The organism is Pseudomonas sp. AL 58, assembly GCF_036348395.1.
Taxonomy (GTDB): domain Bacteria; phylum Pseudomonadota; class Gammaproteobacteria; order Pseudomonadales; family Pseudomonadaceae; genus Aquipseudomonas; species Aquipseudomonas defluvii.
Window position 1 is genome coordinate 169,401 of record NZ_JAZBQR010000012.1, and the last position, 20,393, is coordinate 189,793.

At 58.8% G+C, this 20,393-nt stretch carries 18 protein-coding genes and 1 pseudogene; 7 read left to right on the top strand and 12 right to left on the bottom strand.

Translation table 11 applies throughout. The features are described 5' to 3' along the window. Positions 1–3: 3 nt before the first annotated feature. The 7 genes from pcaD to pcaR all read right to left on the bottom strand — a co-directional run bounded on the left by pcaD (position 4) and on the right by pcaR (position 7,988). Entirely contained in the window at positions 4–795 is a 792-nt protein-coding gene (gene pcaD / locus UIA24_RS15140; protein WP_330523195.1) for a 3-oxoadipate enol-lactonase, read from the bottom strand. Positions 796–806: 11 nt separating this feature from the next. Then, positions 807–2,171, bottom strand: a complete 1,365-nt coding sequence (locus UIA24_RS15145) for a 3-carboxy-cis,cis-muconate cycloisomerase (protein ID WP_330523196.1) — start codon at positions 2,169–2,171, stop codon at positions 807–809. Positions 2,172–2,423: 252 nt separating this feature from the next. Next, complete coding sequence (gene pcaF, locus UIA24_RS15150; RefSeq protein WP_065758704.1) at positions 2,424–3,626, bottom strand: 3-oxoadipyl-CoA thiolase; 1,203 nt, start codon at positions 3,624–3,626, stop codon at positions 2,424–2,426. After that, positions 3,626–4,408 carry a CoA-transferase subunit beta gene (locus UIA24_RS15155; RefSeq protein WP_176717404.1) on the bottom strand — a complete coding sequence of 261 codons (783 nt, stop codon included), beginning with the start codon at positions 4,406–4,408 and terminating at the stop codon, positions 3,626–3,628. Before UIA24_RS15155 ends, pcaF begins: the two co-directional genes overlap by 1 nt. Further along, positions 4,405–5,262 (bottom strand): CoA transferase subunit A, encoded by an 858-nt coding sequence (locus UIA24_RS15160; RefSeq protein ID WP_330523197.1) that lies wholly within the window; start codon positions 5,260–5,262, stop codon positions 4,405–4,407. Before UIA24_RS15160 ends, UIA24_RS15155 begins: the two co-directional genes overlap by 4 nt. Positions 5,263–5,483: 221 nt before the next feature. Beyond that, positions 5,484–6,830 (bottom strand): MFS transporter, encoded by a 1,347-nt coding sequence (locus UIA24_RS15165; protein WP_330523198.1) that lies wholly within the window; start codon positions 6,828–6,830, stop codon positions 5,484–5,486. A gap of 282 nt (positions 6,831–7,112) precedes the next feature. Next, the gene (pcaR, locus tag UIA24_RS15170) at positions 7,113–7,988 is read right to left on the bottom strand and encodes a pca regulon transcriptional regulator PcaR (RefSeq protein WP_065758708.1); all 876 of its coding nucleotides are present in this window, start codon (positions 7,986–7,988) and stop codon (positions 7,113–7,115) included. Between the two features lie 561 nt (positions 7,989–8,549). Here pcaR and UIA24_RS15175 point away from each other — a divergent pair. After that, on the top strand, positions 8,550–8,750 hold the full coding sequence (locus UIA24_RS15175) for a hypothetical protein (RefSeq protein WP_065758709.1): 201 nt from the start codon (positions 8,550–8,552) through the stop codon (positions 8,748–8,750). 340 nt (positions 8,751–9,090) lie between these two features. Next, positions 9,091–10,563: an inorganic phosphate transporter gene (locus tag UIA24_RS15180; RefSeq protein ID WP_099775678.1), complete on the top strand. Its 1,473-nt coding sequence runs from the start codon at positions 9,091–9,093 to the stop codon at positions 10,561–10,563. A 66-nt stretch (positions 10,564–10,629) separates the two neighbouring features. Here the strand turns inward: UIA24_RS15180 and UIA24_RS15185 are convergent, their stop codons facing one another. Further along, positions 10,630–12,105, bottom strand: coding sequence for a helicase HerA-like domain-containing protein (locus UIA24_RS15185; protein WP_099775679.1), 1,476 nt, complete (start codon positions 12,103–12,105; stop codon positions 10,630–10,632). 229 nt (positions 12,106–12,334) lie between these two features. On the opposite strand from UIA24_RS15185, the pseudogene UIA24_RS23330 reads away from it, so the two are divergent. Both UIA24_RS23330 and UIA24_RS23335 read left to right on the top strand, forming a co-directional pair. Continuing rightward, positions 12,335–13,300 (top strand): annotated as a pseudogene (locus tag UIA24_RS23330) (HAMP domain-containing protein); the annotation flags it as partial. Between the two features lie 93 nt (positions 13,301–13,393). Further along, the gene (locus tag UIA24_RS23335; protein WP_371917216.1) at positions 13,394–14,158 is read left to right on the top strand and encodes a methyl-accepting chemotaxis protein; all 765 of its coding nucleotides are present in this window, start codon (positions 13,394–13,396) and stop codon (positions 14,156–14,158) included. A gap of 128 nt (positions 14,159–14,286) precedes the next feature. On the opposite strand, the gene purU is transcribed toward UIA24_RS23335, so the two are convergent. Next, positions 14,287–15,138 carry a formyltetrahydrofolate deformylase gene (purU, locus tag UIA24_RS15195; protein ID WP_065761852.1) on the bottom strand — a complete coding sequence of 284 codons (852 nt, stop codon included), beginning with the start codon at positions 15,136–15,138 and terminating at the stop codon, positions 14,287–14,289. A gap of 301 nt (positions 15,139–15,439) precedes the next feature. Between purU and mvaT the strand changes: the two genes are divergently transcribed. Next, the gene (mvaT, locus tag UIA24_RS15200; protein WP_330523199.1) at positions 15,440–15,817 is read left to right on the top strand and encodes a histone-like nucleoid-structuring protein MvaT; all 378 of its coding nucleotides are present in this window, start codon (positions 15,440–15,442) and stop codon (positions 15,815–15,817) included. Between the two features lie 71 nt (positions 15,818–15,888). Here mvaT and sbcB read toward each other — a convergent pair whose 3' ends face one another. The 3 genes from sbcB to UIA24_RS15215 all read right to left on the bottom strand — a co-directional run bounded on the left by sbcB (position 15,889) and on the right by UIA24_RS15215 (position 18,229). After that, complete coding sequence (gene sbcB / locus UIA24_RS15205) at positions 15,889–17,319, bottom strand: exodeoxyribonuclease I (RefSeq protein ID WP_099775680.1); 1,431 nt, start codon at positions 17,317–17,319, stop codon at positions 15,889–15,891. Positions 17,320–17,355: 36 nt separating this feature from the next. Continuing rightward, a complete protein-coding gene (locus UIA24_RS15210) occupies positions 17,356–17,715 on the bottom strand; it encodes a PilZ domain-containing protein (protein WP_065761855.1) in 360 nt (119 codons plus the stop codon). A 127-nt stretch (positions 17,716–17,842) separates the two neighbouring features. Then, positions 17,843–18,229, bottom strand: a complete 387-nt coding sequence (locus UIA24_RS15215; RefSeq protein ID WP_065761856.1) for a tetratricopeptide repeat protein — start codon at positions 18,227–18,229, stop codon at positions 17,843–17,845. Between the two features lie 183 nt (positions 18,230–18,412). On the opposite strand from UIA24_RS15215, the gene pyk reads away from it, so the two are divergent. Both pyk and UIA24_RS15225 read left to right on the top strand, forming a co-directional pair. Then, positions 18,413–19,864, top strand: a complete 1,452-nt coding sequence (gene pyk, locus UIA24_RS15220) for a pyruvate kinase (protein WP_065761857.1) — start codon at positions 18,413–18,415, stop codon at positions 19,862–19,864. Between the two features lie 215 nt (positions 19,865–20,079). Continuing rightward, positions 20,080–20,393 (top strand): toxin VasX (locus UIA24_RS15225; protein WP_330523200.1); only part of this gene is annotated, 314 nt, incomplete at its 3' end.

Here is a 20,393-nt window from a genome sequence, read left to right on the forward strand (position 1 = left end):
TCCTCAACGGGCCAACAGAAAGTCAATGACGCAACGACTGAACGGTTCGCCCACTTCAACGTTGGACAGGTGCGCAGCATGGAACTCAGCGTATTCGGCACCCTCCACGTTGTCCCGGATAAACAGGCCACCAGACGGTGGAGTCACCGCGTCGGCGCTGCCGGAAATCACCAGCATAGGGACTTTGATCTCGCCCAATTGGTCGCGGAAATCGGCATCGCGCACCGCAGCGCAGTTGGCCGCGTAGCCCTGCGGCGAGGTGGCCGCGAGCATGTCGGTGATGCGTTTGGCCTGATCAGGGTGGGACGCCGCGTAGGCCGGGGTGAACCAACGCTCAATGGACGCGTCACGCAGGCCAACCATGGCGGCCTGACCATCACGCAGCACGGTTTCGATCCGTGGGTTCCAGACCTCTGGCGTAGCAATCTTGGCCGCCGTGTTGCAGACGATCAGTCGGTTCAGACGATGGCCGGCATTTATACCCAGCCATTGGCCGATCAGGCCGCCCATGGACAGGCCACAGAAATGTGCACGCTCGATCTGCAGGGCATCGAGCAAGGCCAACACGTCCCGCCCCAGTTGTTCAATGCTGTAGGGGCCCTCGGTCACCAACGACTGGCCATGACCACGGGTGTCGTAACGCAATACGCGAAAGTGCGCGGTAAGCGCTGGCAGTTGGGTGTCCCACATGTGCAGGTTGGTGCCCAGTGAGTTGGACAACACCAGTACCGGCGCCCCTTCCGGGCCATCGAGTTGATAGTTCAGTACGCCATCGGCAAGTTGTACGCTAGCCACAAAAGTCTCCTTCAGGCACTCAGTCGGGTATGTTCAGCCACTGCACGTTCAACCCAGGCACGCGCCTGGCCGAGGTAGTGTGCAGGGTCCAGCAGACGATCGAGCTCGTCTGCCGACAGTTCGGCGCTCACCTGCGGATCGTCGCCGAGCACCGCGCGCAGGTGGCGTTGTTCAGCCACTGCACGCTTGCAGCAGCTCTCCAGCAGGTGGTGGGCATGGTCACGCCCCAAGCGTTGCGCCAGCACGATACTCACCGCCTCAGCCAAGACCAGGCCTTGGGTAAGCTCCAGATTGCGACGCATCCGTTCGGCATCGACCTCCAGGCCATCGGCCAGAATCTGCGCCTGACGCAAGGCACCGGACACCAGGCAGCAGATCTCCGGCAGTGTTTCCCATTCGGCATGCCACAGGCCCAGGCTGCGCTCATGCTCCTGAGGCATCGCGCTGAACAAGGTCGATAACAAGCCTGGCACGCGCGTCGCGGCACCGATCAAAACTGCGGCTCCCACCGGGTTGCGCTTGTGCGGCATGGTCGAGGAGCCGCCCTTGCCCGGAGCAGAAGGCTCAAACACTTCGGCCGCTTCGGTTTGCATCAACAGGCTGACATCCCGGCCCAACTTGCCCAGGGTGCCGGCGATCAACGCAAGCACGGAAGCAAACTCCACCAGGCGATCCCGTTGAGTGTGCCAGGGCTGCTCGGGCAGGCTCAGGTGCAACTGCTCAGCCAGAGCGTCGGCAACCCGTAAACCCTGTTCCCCCAAGGCAGCCAAGGTGCCAGAAGCCCCACCGAACTGAAGGCAGAAGACCCGAGGCTTGAGTTCCTGCAAGCGTTGACGGTGCCGCGTCAGGGCACCCAAGGTGCCGGCGATTTTCATTCCCAGCGTCACCGGGGTGGCATGTTGCAGCCAGGTGCGTCCGGCCAGTGGCGTATCGGCATGGGCCAGGGCTTGGCGTGCTAGCGCCTCGCACAGCTGTGCGAGGTCTGCTTCGATCAGGCCCAGCGCATCACGCAGTTGCAGCACCAGGCCGGTGTCCATCGCGTCCTGGCTGGTAGCGCCGAGGTGAACGAAACGCTCGGCTTGTGGCACGTCACTGGCGATCACCTTGCCCAATGCCTTTACCAATGGAATTGCCGAGTTACCGGCCACGGCGATGGCTTCAGCCAAGGCGCCGAAATCGTAATGATCGGCCTGGCAGGCCGCTTCTATGGGCGCTACCGCCTCCTGCGGGATAACCCCGACAGCGGCTTCGGCACGGGCCAGCGCGGCTTCAAAATCAAGCATGCCCTGCACTCGACCACGGTCGGAAAATACCTCACGCATGGCAGGTGCTGTGAAATAGGCATCGAACAATTGGTTGCCCGGTCGTTGAGTCATGGCAGGTCCTTCAACAAAACGCACCGCCAAGGGTACGCCAGTAGATCAATGATCGTTATGCAAACAGGCCGCCTGATTCGGCAGACGCGGGCTGAGTAGTGAGTAACTGCACAATGTAGCGAACAGAAGTCATGGCTACTTACTCTTGGAGGGTTATGAAAGTCTAGACAGGCTTGGCAACACCCTAGCTCCACATAACAATCACCCCATCACCCAGACCTTGCGTGGAGGCCGGGCGATGAGGTCATTGGTTTACACGCGCTCGATCGCCAGCGCCAAGCCTTGGCCAACCCCTACACACATGGTTGCCAGGCCTTTACGGCCACCGGTTTTTTCAAGTTGGTGCAGCGCGGTCAGAATCAAGCGCGCGCCACTCATGCCCAATGGATGCCCCAAGGCGATGGCGCCGCCGTTGGGGTTGACCTGCGGTGCATCGTCCGCCAGCCCCAACTCACGCAGTACAGCCAAGCCTTGGCTGGCGAAGGCCTCGTTGAGCTCGATGACGTCGAAGTCGGTCACGGCCAGGCCAAGACGCTCGACCAGCTTGCGCACAGCAGGCACCGGACCAATACCCATGACACGAGGTGCAACACCGGCACTGGCCATGCCCAGCACGCGCGCACGCGGCGTCAGGCCGTGTTTTTTCACTGCTTCGGCTGATGCCAGGATCATCGCTGCGGCACCATCGTTGACGCCCGAAGCGTTGCCTGCGGTAACCGTCTTGTCCGGACCATTGACCGGCTTGAGCCTGGTCAGTGCTTCCAGCGTGGTATCGGCACGCGGGTGTTCGTCCTGCTCGACAACCGTCTCGCCCTTCTTGTGCGCAATACGCACCGGCACGATTTCCTCGGCGAAGAAGCCGGCGGCCTGGGCCTGGGCGGTACGCTGCTGACTGCGCAGGGCAAAGGCGTCCTGATCGGCACGCGACACCTGATAGTCATCTGCTACGTTGTCGGCAGTCTGCGGCATGGCATCGACACCGTACTGGGCTTTCATCAACGGGTTGATGAAGCGCCAGCCAATGGTGGTGTCTTCCAGCTTCATGTTGCGCGAGTAGGCGCTATCGGCCTTGCCCATGACGAACGGGGCACGCGACATCGACTCGACGCCACCGGCAATTGCCAGTTCCATCTCGCCGCTGGCAATGGCGCGGAAGGCTGTACCGACCGCATCCATGCCCGAGGCACAGAGGCGGTTAAGGGTTACACCCGGCACACTGTCCGGCAGGCCAGCCAGCAACAGTGCCATACGGGCAACGTTGCGGTTGTCTTCGCCGGCCTGGTTGGCGCAGCCCAGGAACACTTCATCGATCTGGTCCCACTGTACCGACGGGTTGCGTTCGATCAGCGCCTTGAGCGGCACGGCTGCCAGGTCATCGGCACGCACACTGGCCAAACCGCCACCGAAACGACCGATGGGGGTACGAATTGCATCGCAAATAAAGACGTCACGCATTAGGCTTCTCCTGGGGCTTGGCCATGAGCGGCCGCCGTACGCGCTTCCAGATCACGCAGGGCAGTCAGTTCAACTTCGCTAGGCTCGGCAGTCTGCGCTACGTTTTCGGCAAAACGGATCGGCCAGCCAGTCGCGGCGATAATCTGTTCACGGGTAACACCCGGGTGGATCGAGGTCACCACAAACTCGTTGGTACCCGCTTCCGGTTCCATGATGCACAGGTCGGTGATGATGCCTACCGGCCCTTCACCTGGCAGCCCCAGGCGTTTGCGCGAGTCACCGCCTTCGCCATGACCGACTGAGGTGATGAAGTCCAGCTTGTCGACGAACGCACGCGACGACTGCTTGAGGATGATCAGCACTTGTTTGGCGGAGCCGGCAATTTCTGGTGCGCCACCTGCACCTGGCAGGCGAACCTTGGGTTGATGGTAATCACCCACCACCGTGGTGTTGATGTTGCCGAAGCGGTCGACCTGGGCAGCACCGAGGAAGCCCACGTCAATACGCCCGCCCTGCAGCCAGTAGCGGAAAATTTCGCCGGTCGGCACAACGGTATCAGCGGTCTCGGCCAGTTCACCGTCACCGATGGACAGCGGCAGGACAGTCGGCTTGGCACCAATCGGGCCCGACTCATAAATCAGTACCACGTCCGGGGACGAGGTCAGCCGCGCCAGGTTGGCGGCCTTGGATGGCAGGCCAATGCCAACGAAGCATACGGCACCATTGCGCAGACGACGTGCTGCGGCGACGGTCATCATTTCATTGGTGGAGTAGCTCATTATTCAGCCTCCGAAGCGCTGGCCAGTTTTGCCTTGAACGCGTTGAAATCAGCAGTACCGCGGATGTATTCATCGATCCAGGCGGTGAAGGTCTCACGGCTGCGGGCGATAGGGTCCCAGGCCTGGTAGAAACGGTTGTCACGCTCGTAGTAGCCATGGGCATAGGACGGGTGCGCGCCCCCAGGAACCAGGCAGACAGCAGACAGAGCCCAGGTCGGCAGAACGCAAGCGTTCATCGGCGCATTCAGGTCGTCGACGATCTCTTCGACGGTGACGATGCAGCGCTTGGCAGCCAGGGCGGCCTCCTTCTGTACACCGAGGATGCCCCACAGCAGCACGTTGCCCTTGCGGTCGGCTTTCTGCGCGTGAATCACCGTGACATCGGGGCGTACCGACGGCACCGCAGCCAGCACTTCACCGGTGAACGGGCAGGTGACACTCTTGATCAGCGGGTTGACCTTCGGCAGGTCAGAGCCGGCGTAAGCACGCAACACTGCAAATGGCAGACCGGAAGCACCTGCAACATAGGCGTTGGCCAGGTCGGCGTGGCTGTGCTCTTCGATTTCCATGGCCTGCGGCCATTGTTTTTCCACTGCATCGCGCAGGCGGTGCAAGGAACCTACACCTGGGTTACCGCCCCAGGAGAAGATCAGTTTCCTTGCACAACCGGCACCGATCAATTGATCGTAGATCAAGTCAGGCGTCATACGAACCAGGCTCAGATTCTTCTTGCCCTGACGAATGATTTCATGACCGGCCGCGGTCGGGATCAAATGTGTGAAGCCTTCGAGAGCGACGCTGTCGCCATCGTTGACGAACTGCTTCACGGCGTCGTGGAGCGAGAGGATTTCAGCCATTACAGACTCCTGGTAGTCGCTGAAGTCGAGGGAGGATTGACCTCAGATTAAGGCCGTCCAGAACGCGGTTCAATCCGATAATCGACTAAGCGTTCGATAATCGAACCGATTGTTCCTACTCCGATCACTGCTTGCGCGCTCCCACAGGCAACGCCTGCAGGGTGGGGAATGGAGGGAACAATCAGCGGCCGACCCTGTCGAGGATCGGCCGCAATGCGCTATCAGGTCGCGTCAGCGTGGCTAACCAGGCCCTTCATGATCACCGCCACCGTGGCCAGGCCAGCAGGGATCACCAATGCGGTCAGTACCTGCTCGAAGTTCCAGCCAAGCCCTAGCAGCGTTGCACCCATCCAGGCACCGAGGATCGCGCCGAACCGACCGATACCCAGCATCCACGACACGCCTGTGGCACGCCCCTGGGTTGGGTAGAAACGCGCTGCCAACGACGGCATGGCCGATTGCGCACCGTTGACGCACATGCCCGCAATCAATACCAGCGTCGCCAACAGGGTGATATCGCCAAGGCTCTGCCCTACTGCGTAGGCAAAGACGCCTGCCAGCAGGTAGAACACGCCGATGACCTTGTGCGGGTTGAAACGGTCCATCGCCCAACCCACCGCGACGGCGCTCAGCACACCACCAAACTGGAACAGCGCACCAATGAACGCTGCCTGCTCCATGCTGGCGCCACTTTCGCGCATCAGGGTCGGCAACCAACTGGTCAGCAGGTACACGATCACCAGGCCCATGAAGTAAGTGAGCCACAACAGCAGGGTGCCAACGCTGTAGGTTCCGGAGAAAATCACCGCGAACACATTGCGCGCCTTGACCGTTTTCTGCTCAGGAACACTGAAGCTTGCGGCCTGGGCGACCGTAACCGGGTCAATGGGGGAAAGGGTCTTGCGTACTTTGTCGTTACCACGGTTGCGAACTACCAGGTAACGCGCTGACTCCGGTAACCAGGCCAGCAGCACCAACGCCAACAGCAAGGGCAGAACACCCCCAATCAGCAGCAGGCTATGCCAGCCAAACACGGGAATCAGCTTGGCAGAAATAAAACCACCACCGGCCATGCCCAGGTTGAAACCACAGAACATGCTGGTGACCAGCAGCGACTTGTGCCGCTCAGGGGTGTACTCAGACAGCAGCGTTGTGGCATTGGGCATACCGGCACCAAGCCCCAGGCCTGTCAGGAAGCGCAGCACCAGCAACTGATCGACATTGCTGCTATACGCCGAAGCAAGGCTGAAGGCACCAAACAGAATCACTGCCCCCACCAGCACTACCTTGCGCCCAAAACGATCAGCCAGCGGGCCAGAACCCAAGGCGCCGAAAACCATGCCGATCAACGCGGCACTCATGACCGGCCCCAGGCTGGCACGGTCGATACCCCAATCCTGGGATAACGCGGGCGCGATAAAGCCCATGGCGGCGGTATCCAAACCATCCAGGAAAACGATCAAGAAACACAGAACAACCACACGCCATTGGTAGCGTGAGAGGGGTTGTGCATTGATGAAGGACTGCACATCAAGGCAGTTTCCAACTGAAGCTTGAGGACTGTTCATTATTGTTATCCAGAAAAAATGCGTGAAAGTACGCATGCGCGCGTAAACGGCACAGGCGGTTGGAGGACGCAGTCTTTTCGGGGGCTCAGCTTTCGCGCAGGACGCGGTCGGACAGGCGTGCGGGAACAGGAAGGATAGTATTCATGGGGCTTGGCCTCTCGCTCATTATTATGTTCGAGCAGTCGGGCTACTCGATGCGAGGGACATTAATCAGGCACCCGATACCGCGCAATTCGACAAACGCAACTCTGTGCGTTTATCGAACAACATTGAACAGCCCACTCAAGCGAACAGTTGCGCACTCAGATCACGACTGGCCGCCAACATGATGGGCAGGAACCGCTGTTCCAGTTCGCTGCGACTGACACGCCCGGCATGTGTACTGACATTCAAGGCTGCCAGCACCTGGCCCGACGAATCGTAGACCGGTACAGCGATCGAGCGCAGGCCCTGCTCCAACTCCTGATCGACAATACACCAGCCTTGCTGGCGAACCTGCTGCAAGCATTCAAGCAGCGCCTCTGGATCACGAATGGTTCGGCTGGTCTTGGCCTGTAGATCCGCGTGTTCCAGGTACTCATGCAAGGTGGCATCGTCAAGTGCCGCCAGCAGGATCCTGCCCATCGAGGTGCAATAAGCCGGTAGCCGTCCGCCCACCGACAGGTCCACTGAAATCAGCCGCTGTACCGTGGCCGAACGCGCGATGTACAGGATATCGTCGCCTTCCAGCGTGGCCATGTTGCAGGCTTCATGCAACTGGTCGCTCATACGGTCCAGATATGGCTGGGCCGACACTGCCAACGGCGTGGACGACAGGTAGGCATGCCCCAGGGTCAGCACTTTGGGAAGCAGCGAATAGGTACGGCCGTCCGTGGTCGCATACCCTAGTTTGATCAAGGTATGCAGGCAGCGGCGCACCGCAGCACGGGGGATCTCGGTACGGTGACTGATCTGGGCAATGGTCAGATGGCGCTTGCGCTCCTGAAAAGCCTGCACGACCGCCAGCCCCCTGGCCAACGAAGTCATAAAGTCCGGGTCGCCAGTAAATGCCTGGATGCGCTTGGCCGGCGAAGCCACGATCGGGGGTGCCAACGAAGCAAAGGAGCTTCGCAGCTGGTCGTTGAGTCCTGGCCCTTTAGGCTGTAGTTCGTCGTTCATGGCTTACCTCGGCAAAACGCTCACGAGTGCGATTATCGAACCATCGACCGATAATCGCAATTGACCGCACCCCACAATTGCTTATACCTTTCTCCAGCCACCATGTGGCTTCTTGGAGAGACTGGTCAGGTACCCACCGTAGAAGTCCCAGGCACGGCCTTGCTCTCGAAGCGAGGCCGTTTTTTATTTTTTGCAGCGACTCAACAACCCGTTCAGCGCATGTATGGACGATCATCATTTACGTTCATGAATGCGCAACAGAACTTTGTTGTTGCAGCCGAGGCAGTACCGAACGATAGAGTTATTCAACTCACTTGCTATAATCCAACTTACGTTTGGATGACACGGTAGTGCACGCCGTCACTCGAGCCTCATGCAAATGTGCTCAACGGCTCGACGACAGCGCCTTGAAAGCTTCAAAATACGCGTGGTCATCCGTTTACCCGGAAATACCCCGGACTGCCCACGGTGTTTCATACACAATTGTCGCGTATGAAGCCTGCCTGCGGGACAGCATCCGCCTTAACACCAGAGTGTCATTTCAACTATCAGGTAACAACTGTGACGAAAGATGAACTGCGCGCGGAACTTGAGCGCCAGGAACAACGTTACAAGGAAGTTTACGGTGGTGAAGTAACCACCTACGCGGCCCAGCCCGACCCGGAACGCAAACCGTGGCGCAAACGCGCCAGCGTTCTTGACCAGGCATTTGCCCAGGAACTGCAGAAAATGGAAAAGGAGCTCAAGGCCGAGGAGCCTTAGCATCGTTTTCAAACCGCCTACCCGCCTTGCCCTGAGGGCTCTTATCGGGTATGAGTGCAGCGCCATAGCTGGAGGAGTCTTGCGCTGGATCAGTTAACGGTTACGTAATCTCACAAATTTCATACAAACGTATGATTTTTTTGAGCTCGTTTAAAATCCTTGATTTCGCGGAATTTAACCGCAATTTCACCGAAATTTATCCGCCTGAACCCGCAAACCCTCTTTTTTCACCGTCGCGATCCATCGCTGGACAGGTACTTACCGACCAGCAGCTAGTGCATCGATTACCGATGATTTCTGGCATAATCGCGCCCCCTTATGACCGGGTCAGAAAACCTTCATGATCGAATTATTCAGCGGACTTGATGCCTGGGTCCTGGTAAGCCTGCTGCTTGCCTTGACCTTCGTGCTCGCATTCGAGTTCATCAATGGCTTTCATGACACCGCCAACGCGGTTGCCACAGTCATCTATACCAAAGCCATGCCACCGCACCTGGCCGTGTTCTTTTCCGGCGTGTTCAACTTTCTCGGTGTTCTGCTCGGCGGCGTCGGGGTGGCTTACGCCATCGTCCACCTGCTGCCGGTAGAACTGCTGATCAATGTGAACACCGGTCACGGCCTGGCCATGGTCTTTTCGCTGCTAGCCGCGGCGATCACCTGGAACCTGGGCACCTGGTACTTCGGGATTCCGGCATCCAGCTCCCATACCCTGATCGGCTCGATCCTGGGCGTAGGCCTGGCCAACGCGATGCTCAACGACATTCCGCTGGGTGATGGCGTCAACTGGCAGAAAGCAATCGATATCGCCATGTCGCTGGTATTGTCGCCAATGGCCGGCTTCCTGGTCGCCGCACTGGTGCTGCTTGCCCTGAAATGGTGGCGCCCGCTGTCGAAGATGCACAAGACTCCGGAGACACGCCGCCAGGTCGACGACAAGAAACACCCACCGTTCTGGAACCGCCTGGTATTGGTCATTTCAGCCATGGGCGTCAGCTTTGTACACGGTTCCAACGACGGCCAGAAAGGTATTGGCCTGATCATGCTGGTACTGATCGGCATCGTCCCGGCGCAGTTCGTCCTCGACCTGAACAGCACCACCTACCAGATCGAGCGCACCCGCGACGCAACCCTGCACCTGAGCCAGTTCTATCAGCGCAACAACGCTACCCTTGGCGAGTTCCTCGCACTGGGCAAGGCAAAGAATGGCGACCTGCCGGAGCAGTTCAGTTGCAACCCGCAGCAGACCGAACCGACCATCAATGCCCTGACACAATCGCTCGCGGGCGTCTCCGACTACCACTCGCTGTCGCCTGAAAAGCGCGTCGAAGTGCGACGCTACCTGCTTTGCCTGGACGACACCGCGAAGAAGGTCGGCAAGCTGCCGAACCTGCAAGCGCGTGAAAAAGCCGACCTGGAGAAGCTGCGTAAAGACCTCACCGCCACCACCGAGTACGCGCCGTTCTGGGTAATCCTGGCTGTCGCCCTGGCACTGGGTGTCGGGACCATGGTTGGCTGGAAACGGGTTGTACTGACCATTGGCGAAAAAATCGGCAAGCAAGGCATGACCTACGCCCAGGGCATGTCGGCACAGATCACCGCAGCCTGCGCCATCGGCATGGCCAACGTGTTCAGCCTGCCCGTGTCGACCACCCATGTACTGTCCTCTGGCGTTGCCGGCACCATGGTCGCGAACAAGAGCGGCCTGCAAGGCGGCACTGTCCGCACCATCCTTCTGGCCTGGGTATTGACCTTGCCAGCATCGATGTCGCTGGCAGCCGGGCTGTTCTGGCTGGCATCCAAAGCCATCGCCTGACCCGTAGCCGCACAGTAAAGAAAGGCGCCTCACGGCGCCTTTCTTATGCTTGAAAGCTCCCCAGCACTAGCGGCGCTTACTCCCCAGCAACGACCCCATCAGCCCCCTTACCAACTGCCGCCCCAACTGACCGGCCGCCTGGCGCACTGCCGACTTGATCGCCTGCCCTGCAGCACTCTGTAAAAACTCACCGGCTTTATCGGCAAAACTGTCCTCACTGGCTGCAGACACCTGCTCCGGCACCGGCGCAGTACCTTTACGTGCCGACAACATTTCATAAGCCGATTCGCGGTCTATCGGCTTATCGTAACGACCAGCCAGCGGCGAAGTTGCAATCAGATGTGCTCGCTGTGCGTCACTCAATGGCCCGATACGTGACTGCGGTGGCGCAATCCGCACACGCTGAACCATCCCGGGCGTTCCCTTCTCCTGCAGGGTTCCCACCAATGCTTCCCCGATCTCAAGCTCCGTGAGCACTGAAAGCGTGTCAAACGCCGGATTAGGCCGAAAGCCATCCGCTACGGCCTTGAGCGATTTCTGCTCTTTGGTGGTAAATGCACGCAAGCCATGCTGGATACGCAACCCCAACTGAGCCAGAACATCGTCAGGCAGATCTCCCGGCGACTGGGTAACAAAGTAGACCCCAACGCCTTTGGAGCGGATCAACCGAACCACCTGCTCCAAGCGTTCTTGCAATGCCTTTGGCGTTCCGCTGAACAACAGGTGCGCCTCATCAAAGAACAACGCCAACAGGGGTTTGTCTGCGTCGCCACGCTCAGGTAACTGCTCAAACAGTTCGGCCAGGAGCCAGAGCAGGAAGGTTGCATACACCTTTGGCGCCTCATGCACCAGACGACTGGCATCCAGCAGGTGGATACGCCCGCGCCCATCGGCAGCCGGCTGAAAAAGGTCTTCCAGTTGCAGCGCAGGCTCACCAAACAGCGCCTCGGCGCCCTGCTGCTCAAGACTGGCCAGACGACGCAAGAGCGCCTGGCTGGAGCCGCTGGTCATCAATGCCGCATCGTCGCCCAATACCTGCGGATTGTCCTTCAAGTGCGCAAGCAGTGCCTTGAGGTCCTTGAGGTCAAGAAGCAGTAACCCTTCTCGATCCGCCACCTTGAACGCGGCATACAGCGCGGCTTGCTGGCTGTCTGTCAGCTCCAGCAAGTTACCCAACAGTAGCGGCCCCATCTCGCTGAGCGTCGTGCGCAAGGGGTGGCCCGACTGGCCGTGAACATCCCACAAGGTAACCGGGTAGGCCTGCGGGCGATGCTCAAGCCACGGCATCGAGGCGATGCGCTCGGCGACTTTCCCCTGCGGATCGCCCTCTGCGCCGAGGCCGCACAAGTCACCTTTGACATCGGCGGCAAACACCGCCACACCCGCGTCGCTAAAAGCCTCGGCCAAGTGCTGTAACGTCACGGTCTTTCCGGTACCCGTGGCACCCGCCACCAGCCCGTGACGGTTGGTCAGACGCAGCGCCTGAACGACGGGCTGACCATCAACATCTGCGCCCAGTACGACGTGTGCGGAGTCAGTCATTATTTTTTCTTCCTCTATTCAAGCTTTGCATGAAAGCGGTCGATAGCTAGGTGTGATGCACCGCACCAAAAGCCAGAAAAAGACCCGACAAGGACATCGGCCCCTGCACTGCTTTGAAGCTGTTCTTTGTGCGACAGACCCGGATTAGAAGACCTTAGCGGACATATACGTTATGAACAAAAGCCTCCGTTTCAGCCATAAGATCCTAATGGCCGCTTCATTGATCGTCATGATCGCCTTCGCCCTCTTTACCTTGTACAACGATTACCTGCAGCGTAATGCGATTCGCGATGATCTGAAAAACTATCTTGAGGAAATGGGCGAATCCACATCGACCAACATCAAGAACCTGTTTGACGGTCGTATTCTGCTGGTACAAAACGCGGCCCAGAACATCGCCGCCTTCCCCAATCAAGAAGCCATCGGCACGATACTCGGCCAACAATCGCTTGTTTCAAGCTTCCTGACGGTTTACCTGGGCGACATCAATGGTGGCTTCACCATTCGTCCGCTGACCAAGATGCCCGACGGTTACGACCCACGTGTTCGCCCTTGGTACAAGGATGGCCTGGCAGCCAATGGCCCGATCCTGACCGAACCTTACATCGACGCCAGCACCGGCAAGATGGTGATTTCCGTGGTGGTCACGGCAGCCCGTAATATCGGCGTGGTCGGCGGTGACCTGGCCCTCGACGGCCTGACAGAGATCATCAATTCGCTGAACTTTGGCGGCATGGGCTATGCCTTCCTGGTGAACGATCAGGGCAAAATCCTGGTGCACCCCGACAAAAACCTGGTGATGAAGTCACTGTCGGACCTGTTCCCGCAGAACACCCCAAGCCTCACCAAGGAAATGAGCGAAGTCGAGCTTAACGGCCGCACCCGCGTACTGAGCTTTGCGCCAGTCAAAGGCCTGCCGTCAGCCAACTGGTACATCGGCCTGTCCATCGACAAGGAGAAAGCCTATGCCATGCTCAGCAAATTCCGCACCTCGGCGATCATCGCCACCCTGGTCGCCATCGTTATCATCATCGCCCTGCTAGGCCTGCTGATTCGCATGCTGTTGCAACCCTTGAACATCATGACCAAGGCAATGGAAGACATCGCTGAAGGTGAAGGTGACCTGACAAAACGCCTGAACATTCACAACCACGATGAGTTCGGCACCCTGGGCAAGGCATTCAACCGTTTCGTCGAGCGCATCCACGGCTCTATTCGCGAAGTGTCTTCGGCGACCCAACAGGTCAATGAAGTGGCATTGCGTGTAATCAGCGCCTCAAACTCGTCGATGGTCAACTCTGACGAACAGTCCAACCGCACCAACAGCGTTGCCGCAGCAATCAATCAGTTGGGTGCCGCCGCCCAGGAAATCGCCCATAACGCTGCGCAGGCCTCACAACAGGCCAGTTCTGCACGGCACCTGGCCGAAGAAGGTCAGCAGGTGGTCGACCGCAATATCCAGGCCATGAATCGCCTGTCTGACCTGATCTGCACGTCCAGCGCCCACATCGAGACGCTCAACAACAAGACGGTCAACATTGGCCAAATCCTTGAAGTCATCACCAGCATCTCGCAGCAAACCAACCTGCTGGCACTCAACGCAGCGATCGAAGCTGCGCGAGCCGGCGAGGCCGGTCGTGGTTTTGCGGTGGTTGCTGATGAAGTCCGCAACCTGGCACACCGCACGCAAGAGTCGGCACAACAGGTGCAGAACATGATTGAGGAGTTGCAGGTTGGCGCCCGTGAGTCGGTTGACACCATGAGTCAGAGCCAGCGCCACAGCCAGGACAGCGTGTCGATCGCCAACCAGGCAGGCGAGCGCCTGAGCAGCGTGACACAGCGCATCGGCGAGATTGACGGCATGAACCAATCGGTCGCTACCGCCACTGAAGAGCAGACGGCGGTTGTCGACTCGATCAACATGGACATCAATGAAATCAACATGCTCAACCAGGAAGGTGTCGAGAACCTGCAATCGACCCTGCGCGCCTGCTCAGACCTGGAACAACAGGCTACCCGCTTGAAACACCTGGTCGGCAGCTTCCGCATTTAACGCCACCTGCAGGCAGCGACGCCCGTCGCTGCCTGCCCTCCCCCCGCACACCCAACCGACCACACCTGCAGTCTCTGGCGCGAAGCGCGGACGGATGGCTCATACCGAAATCGCGCGAAACCGCCGAATCAGTTGAACACCACGGTTTTGTTGCCGTGCACCAGTACGCGATCTTCCAGGTGATAACGCAGGCCACGGGCCAGCACCATCTTCTCGACATCCCGGCCGAAACGAACCATGTCTTCAATGGTGTCGCTATGGCTGACGCGCACCACATCCTGTTCAATGATCGGGCCGGCATCCAGCTCTTCAGTGACATAGTGGCAGGTTGCACCGATCAGCTTCACGCCGCGCACTGCCGCCTGGTGGTAGGGCTTGGCGCCAACGAACGACGGCAGGAAACTGTGGTGAATATTGATCACCTTCTGCGCATATTCCTGGCACAACTGTGGTGGCAGGATTTGCATGTAGCGCGCCAGCACGACCACATCGGCGGCATGCTCTTTGACCAGGCGCGAAACCTCGGCAAATGCAGGCTGCTTGTCTTGAGGGTCGACAGGGACATGGAAGAACGGGATGCCGTGCCACTCAACCATGCTGCGCAGGTCGTTGTGGTTGGAAATCACGCACGGAATCTCGCAATCCAGTTCATTGCTGTGAAAACGGTGAAGCAGGTCGGCCAGGCAATGGGACTCGCGACTGGCCATCAACACCACACGCTTCTTCTGGTCGGTATCGGTGATCCGCCAAACCATGGAGAACTCTTCTGCGATAGGCGCGAAGGCCTCGCGAAAAGCCTCGATACCAAACGGCAGGGTTTCAGCGCGAATTTCGTGACGCATGAAGAACCAGCCGCTCAATTCATCGGAATGGTGGCTCGCTTCGTTGATCCAGCCGTTGTAGGACGCCAGGAAATTACTGACTTTGGCGACGATGCCGACGCGGTCGGGGCACGCAATCACCAGCCGATAGGTGCGCATGAAAATGGACTCCAGAACTTCGCAAAGGTGCTCATTCTAACGATTGCCCAGCAAAACTGCAGTAATGATTGCAACTGCCGGGTCGGCAGATGGACGGTGGCCGCAAGGTCTTCGACCACTGGCGCTACGCCAGCTGCGACAAAAAGTTACTTGTTCCAAGACACTTTAAGTTTGTAAATTTCTACCTGACAGATTCCAGACATTAAAATGCGTTCATGTGATTTTCGAGTTTAATGTTTACTTGACGAAAACCTCTGACTATTATTGCGGCACTGTTTCCCTTTCCACCAAGGATTGCCCCATGTCCCTGATCAACGAATACCGCGCTACAGAAGAAGCCATCAAAGAACTGCAGGCCCGTCTGAAAAACCTGTCGGAAGACGACAAACTACAGAAAGAGCTGGAGTTCGAAGGCAAATTGCGCGAGCTGATGGGCGAGTATCAAAAGTCGCTGCGCGACATCATTGCCCTGCTGGACCCAGAAGCCAAACTGAACAAAGCACCACGTGGCGCGGTGAAAACCACCGGTACCAAGCGCGCGCGCAAGGTCAAACAATACAAGAACCCACATAACGGCGAAGTCATCGAAACCAAAGGTGGCAACCACAAGACACTGAAAGAGTGGAAAGCCAAGTGGGGCGGCGACATGGTTGAAGGCTGGGCAACGCTGCTCGGTTAATCACGACCGGCATATACTGATGCCTGTAATAAAAACGCCAGCATGCTGGCGTTTTTTATGTTCGCAATATTTTACATCTGTAAACGCACCTTCAGCGCCTGAACATATTCACGCCACGTACCGAGCAATCCACGCTGCTGCTCCGTTGCCTGAGCCCAACAGCCCTCCAGCGCCTGTTCGAAGGCGGGCAGCGTGTTGGGCGCGCCCATGGCCTCGTCCGTCAAACGCTGTCGACAGAACTCGACCCAACGTTGATGCTCTTCAGCACTCAAGGTCTCAGGAAAGTTTCGGGCACGATAACGGAACAACAGCTCCGGTAAGCGTTCGTCATCAAACATCCACTGCCCGCTCACCAATTGTTGTGGATCAACACTGCGCACCTGCTCGCACAAGCGACGATCACGCTCGCCTAAAAAACCCTCGTACAGTTGCTGTTCGGGGTCTTCACAGGACGAAAATTCCTCGGAGGCATAAACCGTTTTCAACTTATCTTGAACAATCGCCTGATGACCTTGCAGCTCAGCAGCCCTGTCGTGATACAGCTGCATATCCAGCGCCAAGCGCTGCTGATCTTCATTGCGCAATACCGACAACGGTGCAATCACCGGGCAACGATTTATGTGAATCAACTTCAAGGGTACCGGTAGCTGCCCCTCGGCTAACGACTCACGGCGCGTGTATAAATGCTGGCGTATTACCTCGGCCTCTTCCTCCAGCAAAGGCTGGGGATCCAGGTGCAGGTCACAGACAATCAGTGCATTGCGATTACGTGGGTGCCACGCTAAAGGCAACACCACACCCAGATAATTACGCGCGGCGGAAAAGCGACCGGAGATATGTACAACGGGCTGCATCAATCGAATATGGTCGAGTACTTTCTGCTTGCTACGCAGTTGAAACAGCCAGTCGTATAGCTTCGGTTGTTTTTGTCTGATCAACCTTGCCATCGCAATAGTGGCACGCACGTCGGACAACGCCTCATGCGCCTGGCCGTGATCGATACCATTGGCGGCAGTCAGCAGTTCGAGCTTCAGGCTGATGCGTCCGTCCTGCTCAGGCCAATTGATGCCATCCGGGCGTAAAGCGCAGGCGGCCCGTACCGTGTCGATCAGGTCCCAACGGCTATTGCCACCTTGCCACTCTCGGGCATAGGGGTCGAAAAAGTTACGGTAAAGGCTGTAACGCGTGACCTCGTCGTCAAAACGCAAGGTGTTGTAACCCGCACCACAGGTACCCGGGCGCGCCAGCTCGGCATGAATGCGCGTCATGAACTCAGCTTCGCCAAGGCCATGATCGGCCAAGTGCTGCGGCGTAATGCCAGTGATCAGGCACGCCGCTGGGTGCGGCAAAATATCGTCACTGGGTCGACAGTAGAGGTTGACCGGCGCCTCGATCTCGTTGAGCTCAAGGTCAGTGCGCACACCGGCAACCTGCAACGGGCGATCGCTACGGGGGTTGATGCCGGTGGTTTCGTAGTCGTGCCAGAAGATGCTGGAGCTCACGGGAATTCCCTGATCAGAAAATCCCCCGAGTCTACCTCAAGCCGAAGCGCTCAATGGGTAGAAGCTGAAGTAGTTGCGCAGGGCAAGCACCAGGTGATCATACTCACGAGGAGGGTGCAGCAGCATGAAGCCAGAGTCGTAGTGGCCTGGCGTCTGGTCCTCATGGCACCAGAGGCAACTGGCCGTCAGATTGATCAGGTGCTGGGCACCGTCAATGCCGGGCAAACGGATCTGCAACTCGAAATCCGGTCCCACCAGCAGAGGCAGCTGGCTGATCAGCATCAGGCCGTCTTCCGACACATTACCCAAGTAACCAATAGGCTGATCGGTAAGGCGGTTGAAGACTTTGAGGAAATAAGGGAGCTGGTGTCGCTCGATATGGCGCTCGGTAAACATGGTTCGAACCACTGTCGGAAACCCTTGAGCAGGGTCGCGCTAGTACTGCCGATGGGGAGGCGCTTGCCTATGACAAGACTAGCGCAACATACCCCATACGTCACAATCGAACCCTAGTACTTTCGCACTAGCGCCAGGAGGTAACCGCTGCCGGGCGGGTAATCGCCTCCTCACCTGCGCGGTAGTGGCCAAGGCGTTCCAGCGTCTGCAAACGTGCCCGGGCACGGAACGCATATTCGTTCTGTGGGTAACGCTGAATGATGTACTGGTAAGTCTGTACCGCGTCCGGGTAGAGCTTCTGGCGCTCCAGGCATTGCCCCCGCAGCATCGCGACTTCCGGCTGTACGAACGGCCGGGCTCGGCTGGTACGGTCGACCTGGGACAGCTCGAGCATCACCCGCTCGCAGTTACCCCGATCATAGGCACGGTAGGCATTATTCAAATGGTGGTCCATCGACCAGCGGGTACAGCCGACGACACTGGTCGCCAAGGCTAAGACTATCAAGGCTCGCATGGGGGATTCTCCTGTGATGTGCAGTGTATCGGCTTTTGGCCGCAAATCTGAAGACGAGCCACCCGACACACGTCCTACGGTTCAAACGACCTGCACTCCGCCTGCAAGGTAGTACACAGGAACAATGACTACAGGCTTTTTCAGGAGTAGCCTTTCGCAGCGCTTCACTAAAGGAGTCTGTGCATGACCATCCGCCGTACCAAAATTGTCGCCACCCTCGGCCCCGCCAGTAATTCACCGGAAGTTATCGAGCAACTGATCCTCGCCGGTCTGGATGTCGCGCGCCTGAACTTCTCTCATGGCAGCCCCGCAGAGCACAAGGCTCGCGCCCAGCTGATCCGTGAAATCGCCGCCCGCCTCGGCCGCCATGTGGCCCTGCTCGGCGACCTGCAAGGCCCTAAAATTCGTATCGCCAAGTTCGCCAACAAGCGGATCGAACTCAAGGTCGGCGATCGCTTCACCTTCTCCACGGCTCACCCACTGACCGAGGGCAACCAGGACATCGTCGGTATCGACTACCCGGACCTGGTCAAGGACTGTGGCGTCGGCGATGAACTGCTGCTCGACGACGGCCGCGTGGTCATGCGTGTCGAAACCGCTACCGAGGATGCGCTGCACTGTTCCGTGCTGATCGGTGGCCCACTGTCTGACCACAAGGGCATCAACCGCAGAGGCGGTGGCCTGACCGCCCCGGCCCTGACCGAGAAAGACAAAGCCGACATCAAGTTGGCTGCCGAGATGGACCTGGACTACCTGGCCGTGTCCTTCCCGCGTGACGCCAGCGATATGCAGTATGCCCGTCGCCTGCGTGACGAAGCCGGCGGCAAGGCCTGGCTGGTGGCAAAAATCGAACGTGCCGAAGCCGTTGCCGACGATGAAACCCTCGACGGCCTGATCGCCGCCAGCGACGCGGTCATGGTGGCACGGGGTGACCTGGGCGTGGAAATCGGCGACGCCGAACTGATCGCGATCCAGAAGAAGATCATTCAGCATGCCCGCCGCAACAACAAGGCCGTGATCGTCGCCACCCAGATGATGGAGTCGATGATCCAGAACCCGATGCCGACCCGTGCCGAAGTGTCCGACGTCGCCAACGCCGTACTGGACAACACTGACGCGGTGATGCTCTCGGCAGAAAGTGCTGCCGGTGCCTATCCGGTCGAAGCCGTCCAGGCCATGGCGCGCATCTGCCTGGGCGCGGAAAAACACCCGACCAGCCAGAAGTCCAGCCACCGCCTGCACACCCGCTTTGAGCGCTGCGACGAAAGCATCGCCCTGGCGGCCATGTACACGGCCAACCACTTCCCGGGTGTCAAGGCGATCATCGCCCTCACCGAAAGTGGCTACACCCCACTGATCATGTCGCGCCTGCGCTCCTCGGTGCCGATCTTTGCCTTCTCGCCACACCGTGCCACCCAGGCTCGTGCCTCGATGTTCCGTGGCGTGTACCCGGTGGCGTTCGACCCAGCAGCCCTGCCAGCGGACAAAGTCAGCCAGGCCGCGGTTGACGAGTTGATCCAGCGTGGCGTGGTTGAGCAAGGCGACTGGGTCATCCTGACCAAGGGTGACAGCTACCACACCATCGGTGGCACCAATGGCATGAAGATCCTGCACGTCGGCGACCCGATCGTCTAAGGTCGAGCCAGCCCCTCAAAAGCCCTGCAGTGCACACTGCGGGGCTTTTTTGTTTTTGCGCTCCACACGCCCTTCTGCACCTGCGCCACGCTGCCTGCACCAACACTTTCGGAATCGCCCTACATCAATCCCAAAGCATCTTTGCTAGCGTTCGGCGCTTTGCGGTCAGCGCCCCGCTGACAAGCACAGCCCCTCAACAACAAGGAGCGCATGGAATGAGCGCCGAAAAGAAAGCCTATGTCTGCCAGTTGGCCAATGCTGAGCGGGACGCCAGGGCCCACCCCCATGTCGACATCAACAGCCCGGTCGAGCTTTGCCAAGCCTCGCAGCCCGAGATCTTCGTCGTCCCAGTGCGCTACGCCCTGGCCGAGGAGTGGGCCAGCCACCCATGCTGCGACCCTGGGGTTGTGCCGCAAAGCCATGCCATGGCGGCGCGCCGGCTGCGTTGCGGCTACCTCTACCTGTGGCACCACGAAGGCCCGCTCAAGCGCTATGCGGTGGCCGACAACGGCCTGCTGCTGGAACAGGC

Excerpts from the sequence above, each read along its gene's own strand:
- UIA24_RS23335 (WP_371917216.1), top strand. The coding sequence starts at position 13,394 with ATGGTCAACTCTGACGAACAGTCCAACCGCACCAACAGCGTTGCCGCA.
- UIA24_RS15185 (WP_099775679.1), bottom strand. The coding sequence starts at position 12,105 with ATGACTGACTCCGCACACGTCGTACTGGGCGCAGATGTTGATGGTCAG.
- pyk (WP_065761857.1), top strand. The coding sequence starts at position 18,413 with ATGACCATCCGCCGTACCAAAATTGTCGCCACCCTCGGCCCCGCCAGT.
- UIA24_RS15210 (WP_065761855.1), bottom strand. The coding sequence starts at position 17,715 with ATGTTTACCGAGCGCCATATCGAGCGACACCAGCTCCCTTATTTCCTC.
- UIA24_RS15160 (WP_330523197.1), bottom strand. The coding sequence starts at position 5,262 with ATGGCTGAAATCCTCTCGCTCCACGACGCCGTGAAGCAGTTCGTCAAC.
- purU (WP_065761852.1), bottom strand. The coding sequence starts at position 15,138 with ATGCGCACCTATCGGCTGGTGATTGCGTGCCCCGACCGCGTCGGCATC.
- pcaR (WP_065758708.1), bottom strand. The coding sequence starts at position 7,988 with ATGAACGACGAACTACAGCCTAAAGGGCCAGGACTCAACGACCAGCTG.
- UIA24_RS15145 (WP_330523196.1), bottom strand. The coding sequence starts at position 2,171 with ATGACTCAACGACCGGGCAACCAATTGTTCGATGCCTATTTCACAGCA.
- UIA24_RS15215 (WP_065761856.1), bottom strand. The coding sequence starts at position 18,229 with ATGCGAGCCTTGATAGTCTTAGCCTTGGCGACCAGTGTCGTCGGCTGT.
- UIA24_RS15180 (WP_099775678.1), top strand. The coding sequence starts at position 9,091 with ATGATCGAATTATTCAGCGGACTTGATGCCTGGGTCCTGGTAAGCCTG.
- mvaT (WP_330523199.1), top strand. The coding sequence starts at position 15,440 with ATGTCCCTGATCAACGAATACCGCGCTACAGAAGAAGCCATCAAAGAA.
- pcaF (WP_065758704.1), bottom strand. The coding sequence starts at position 3,626 with ATGCGTGACGTCTTTATTTGCGATGCAATTCGTACCCCCATCGGTCGT.
- UIA24_RS15165 (WP_330523198.1), bottom strand. The coding sequence starts at position 6,830 with ATGAACAGTCCTCAAGCTTCAGTTGGAAACTGCCTTGATGTGCAGTCC.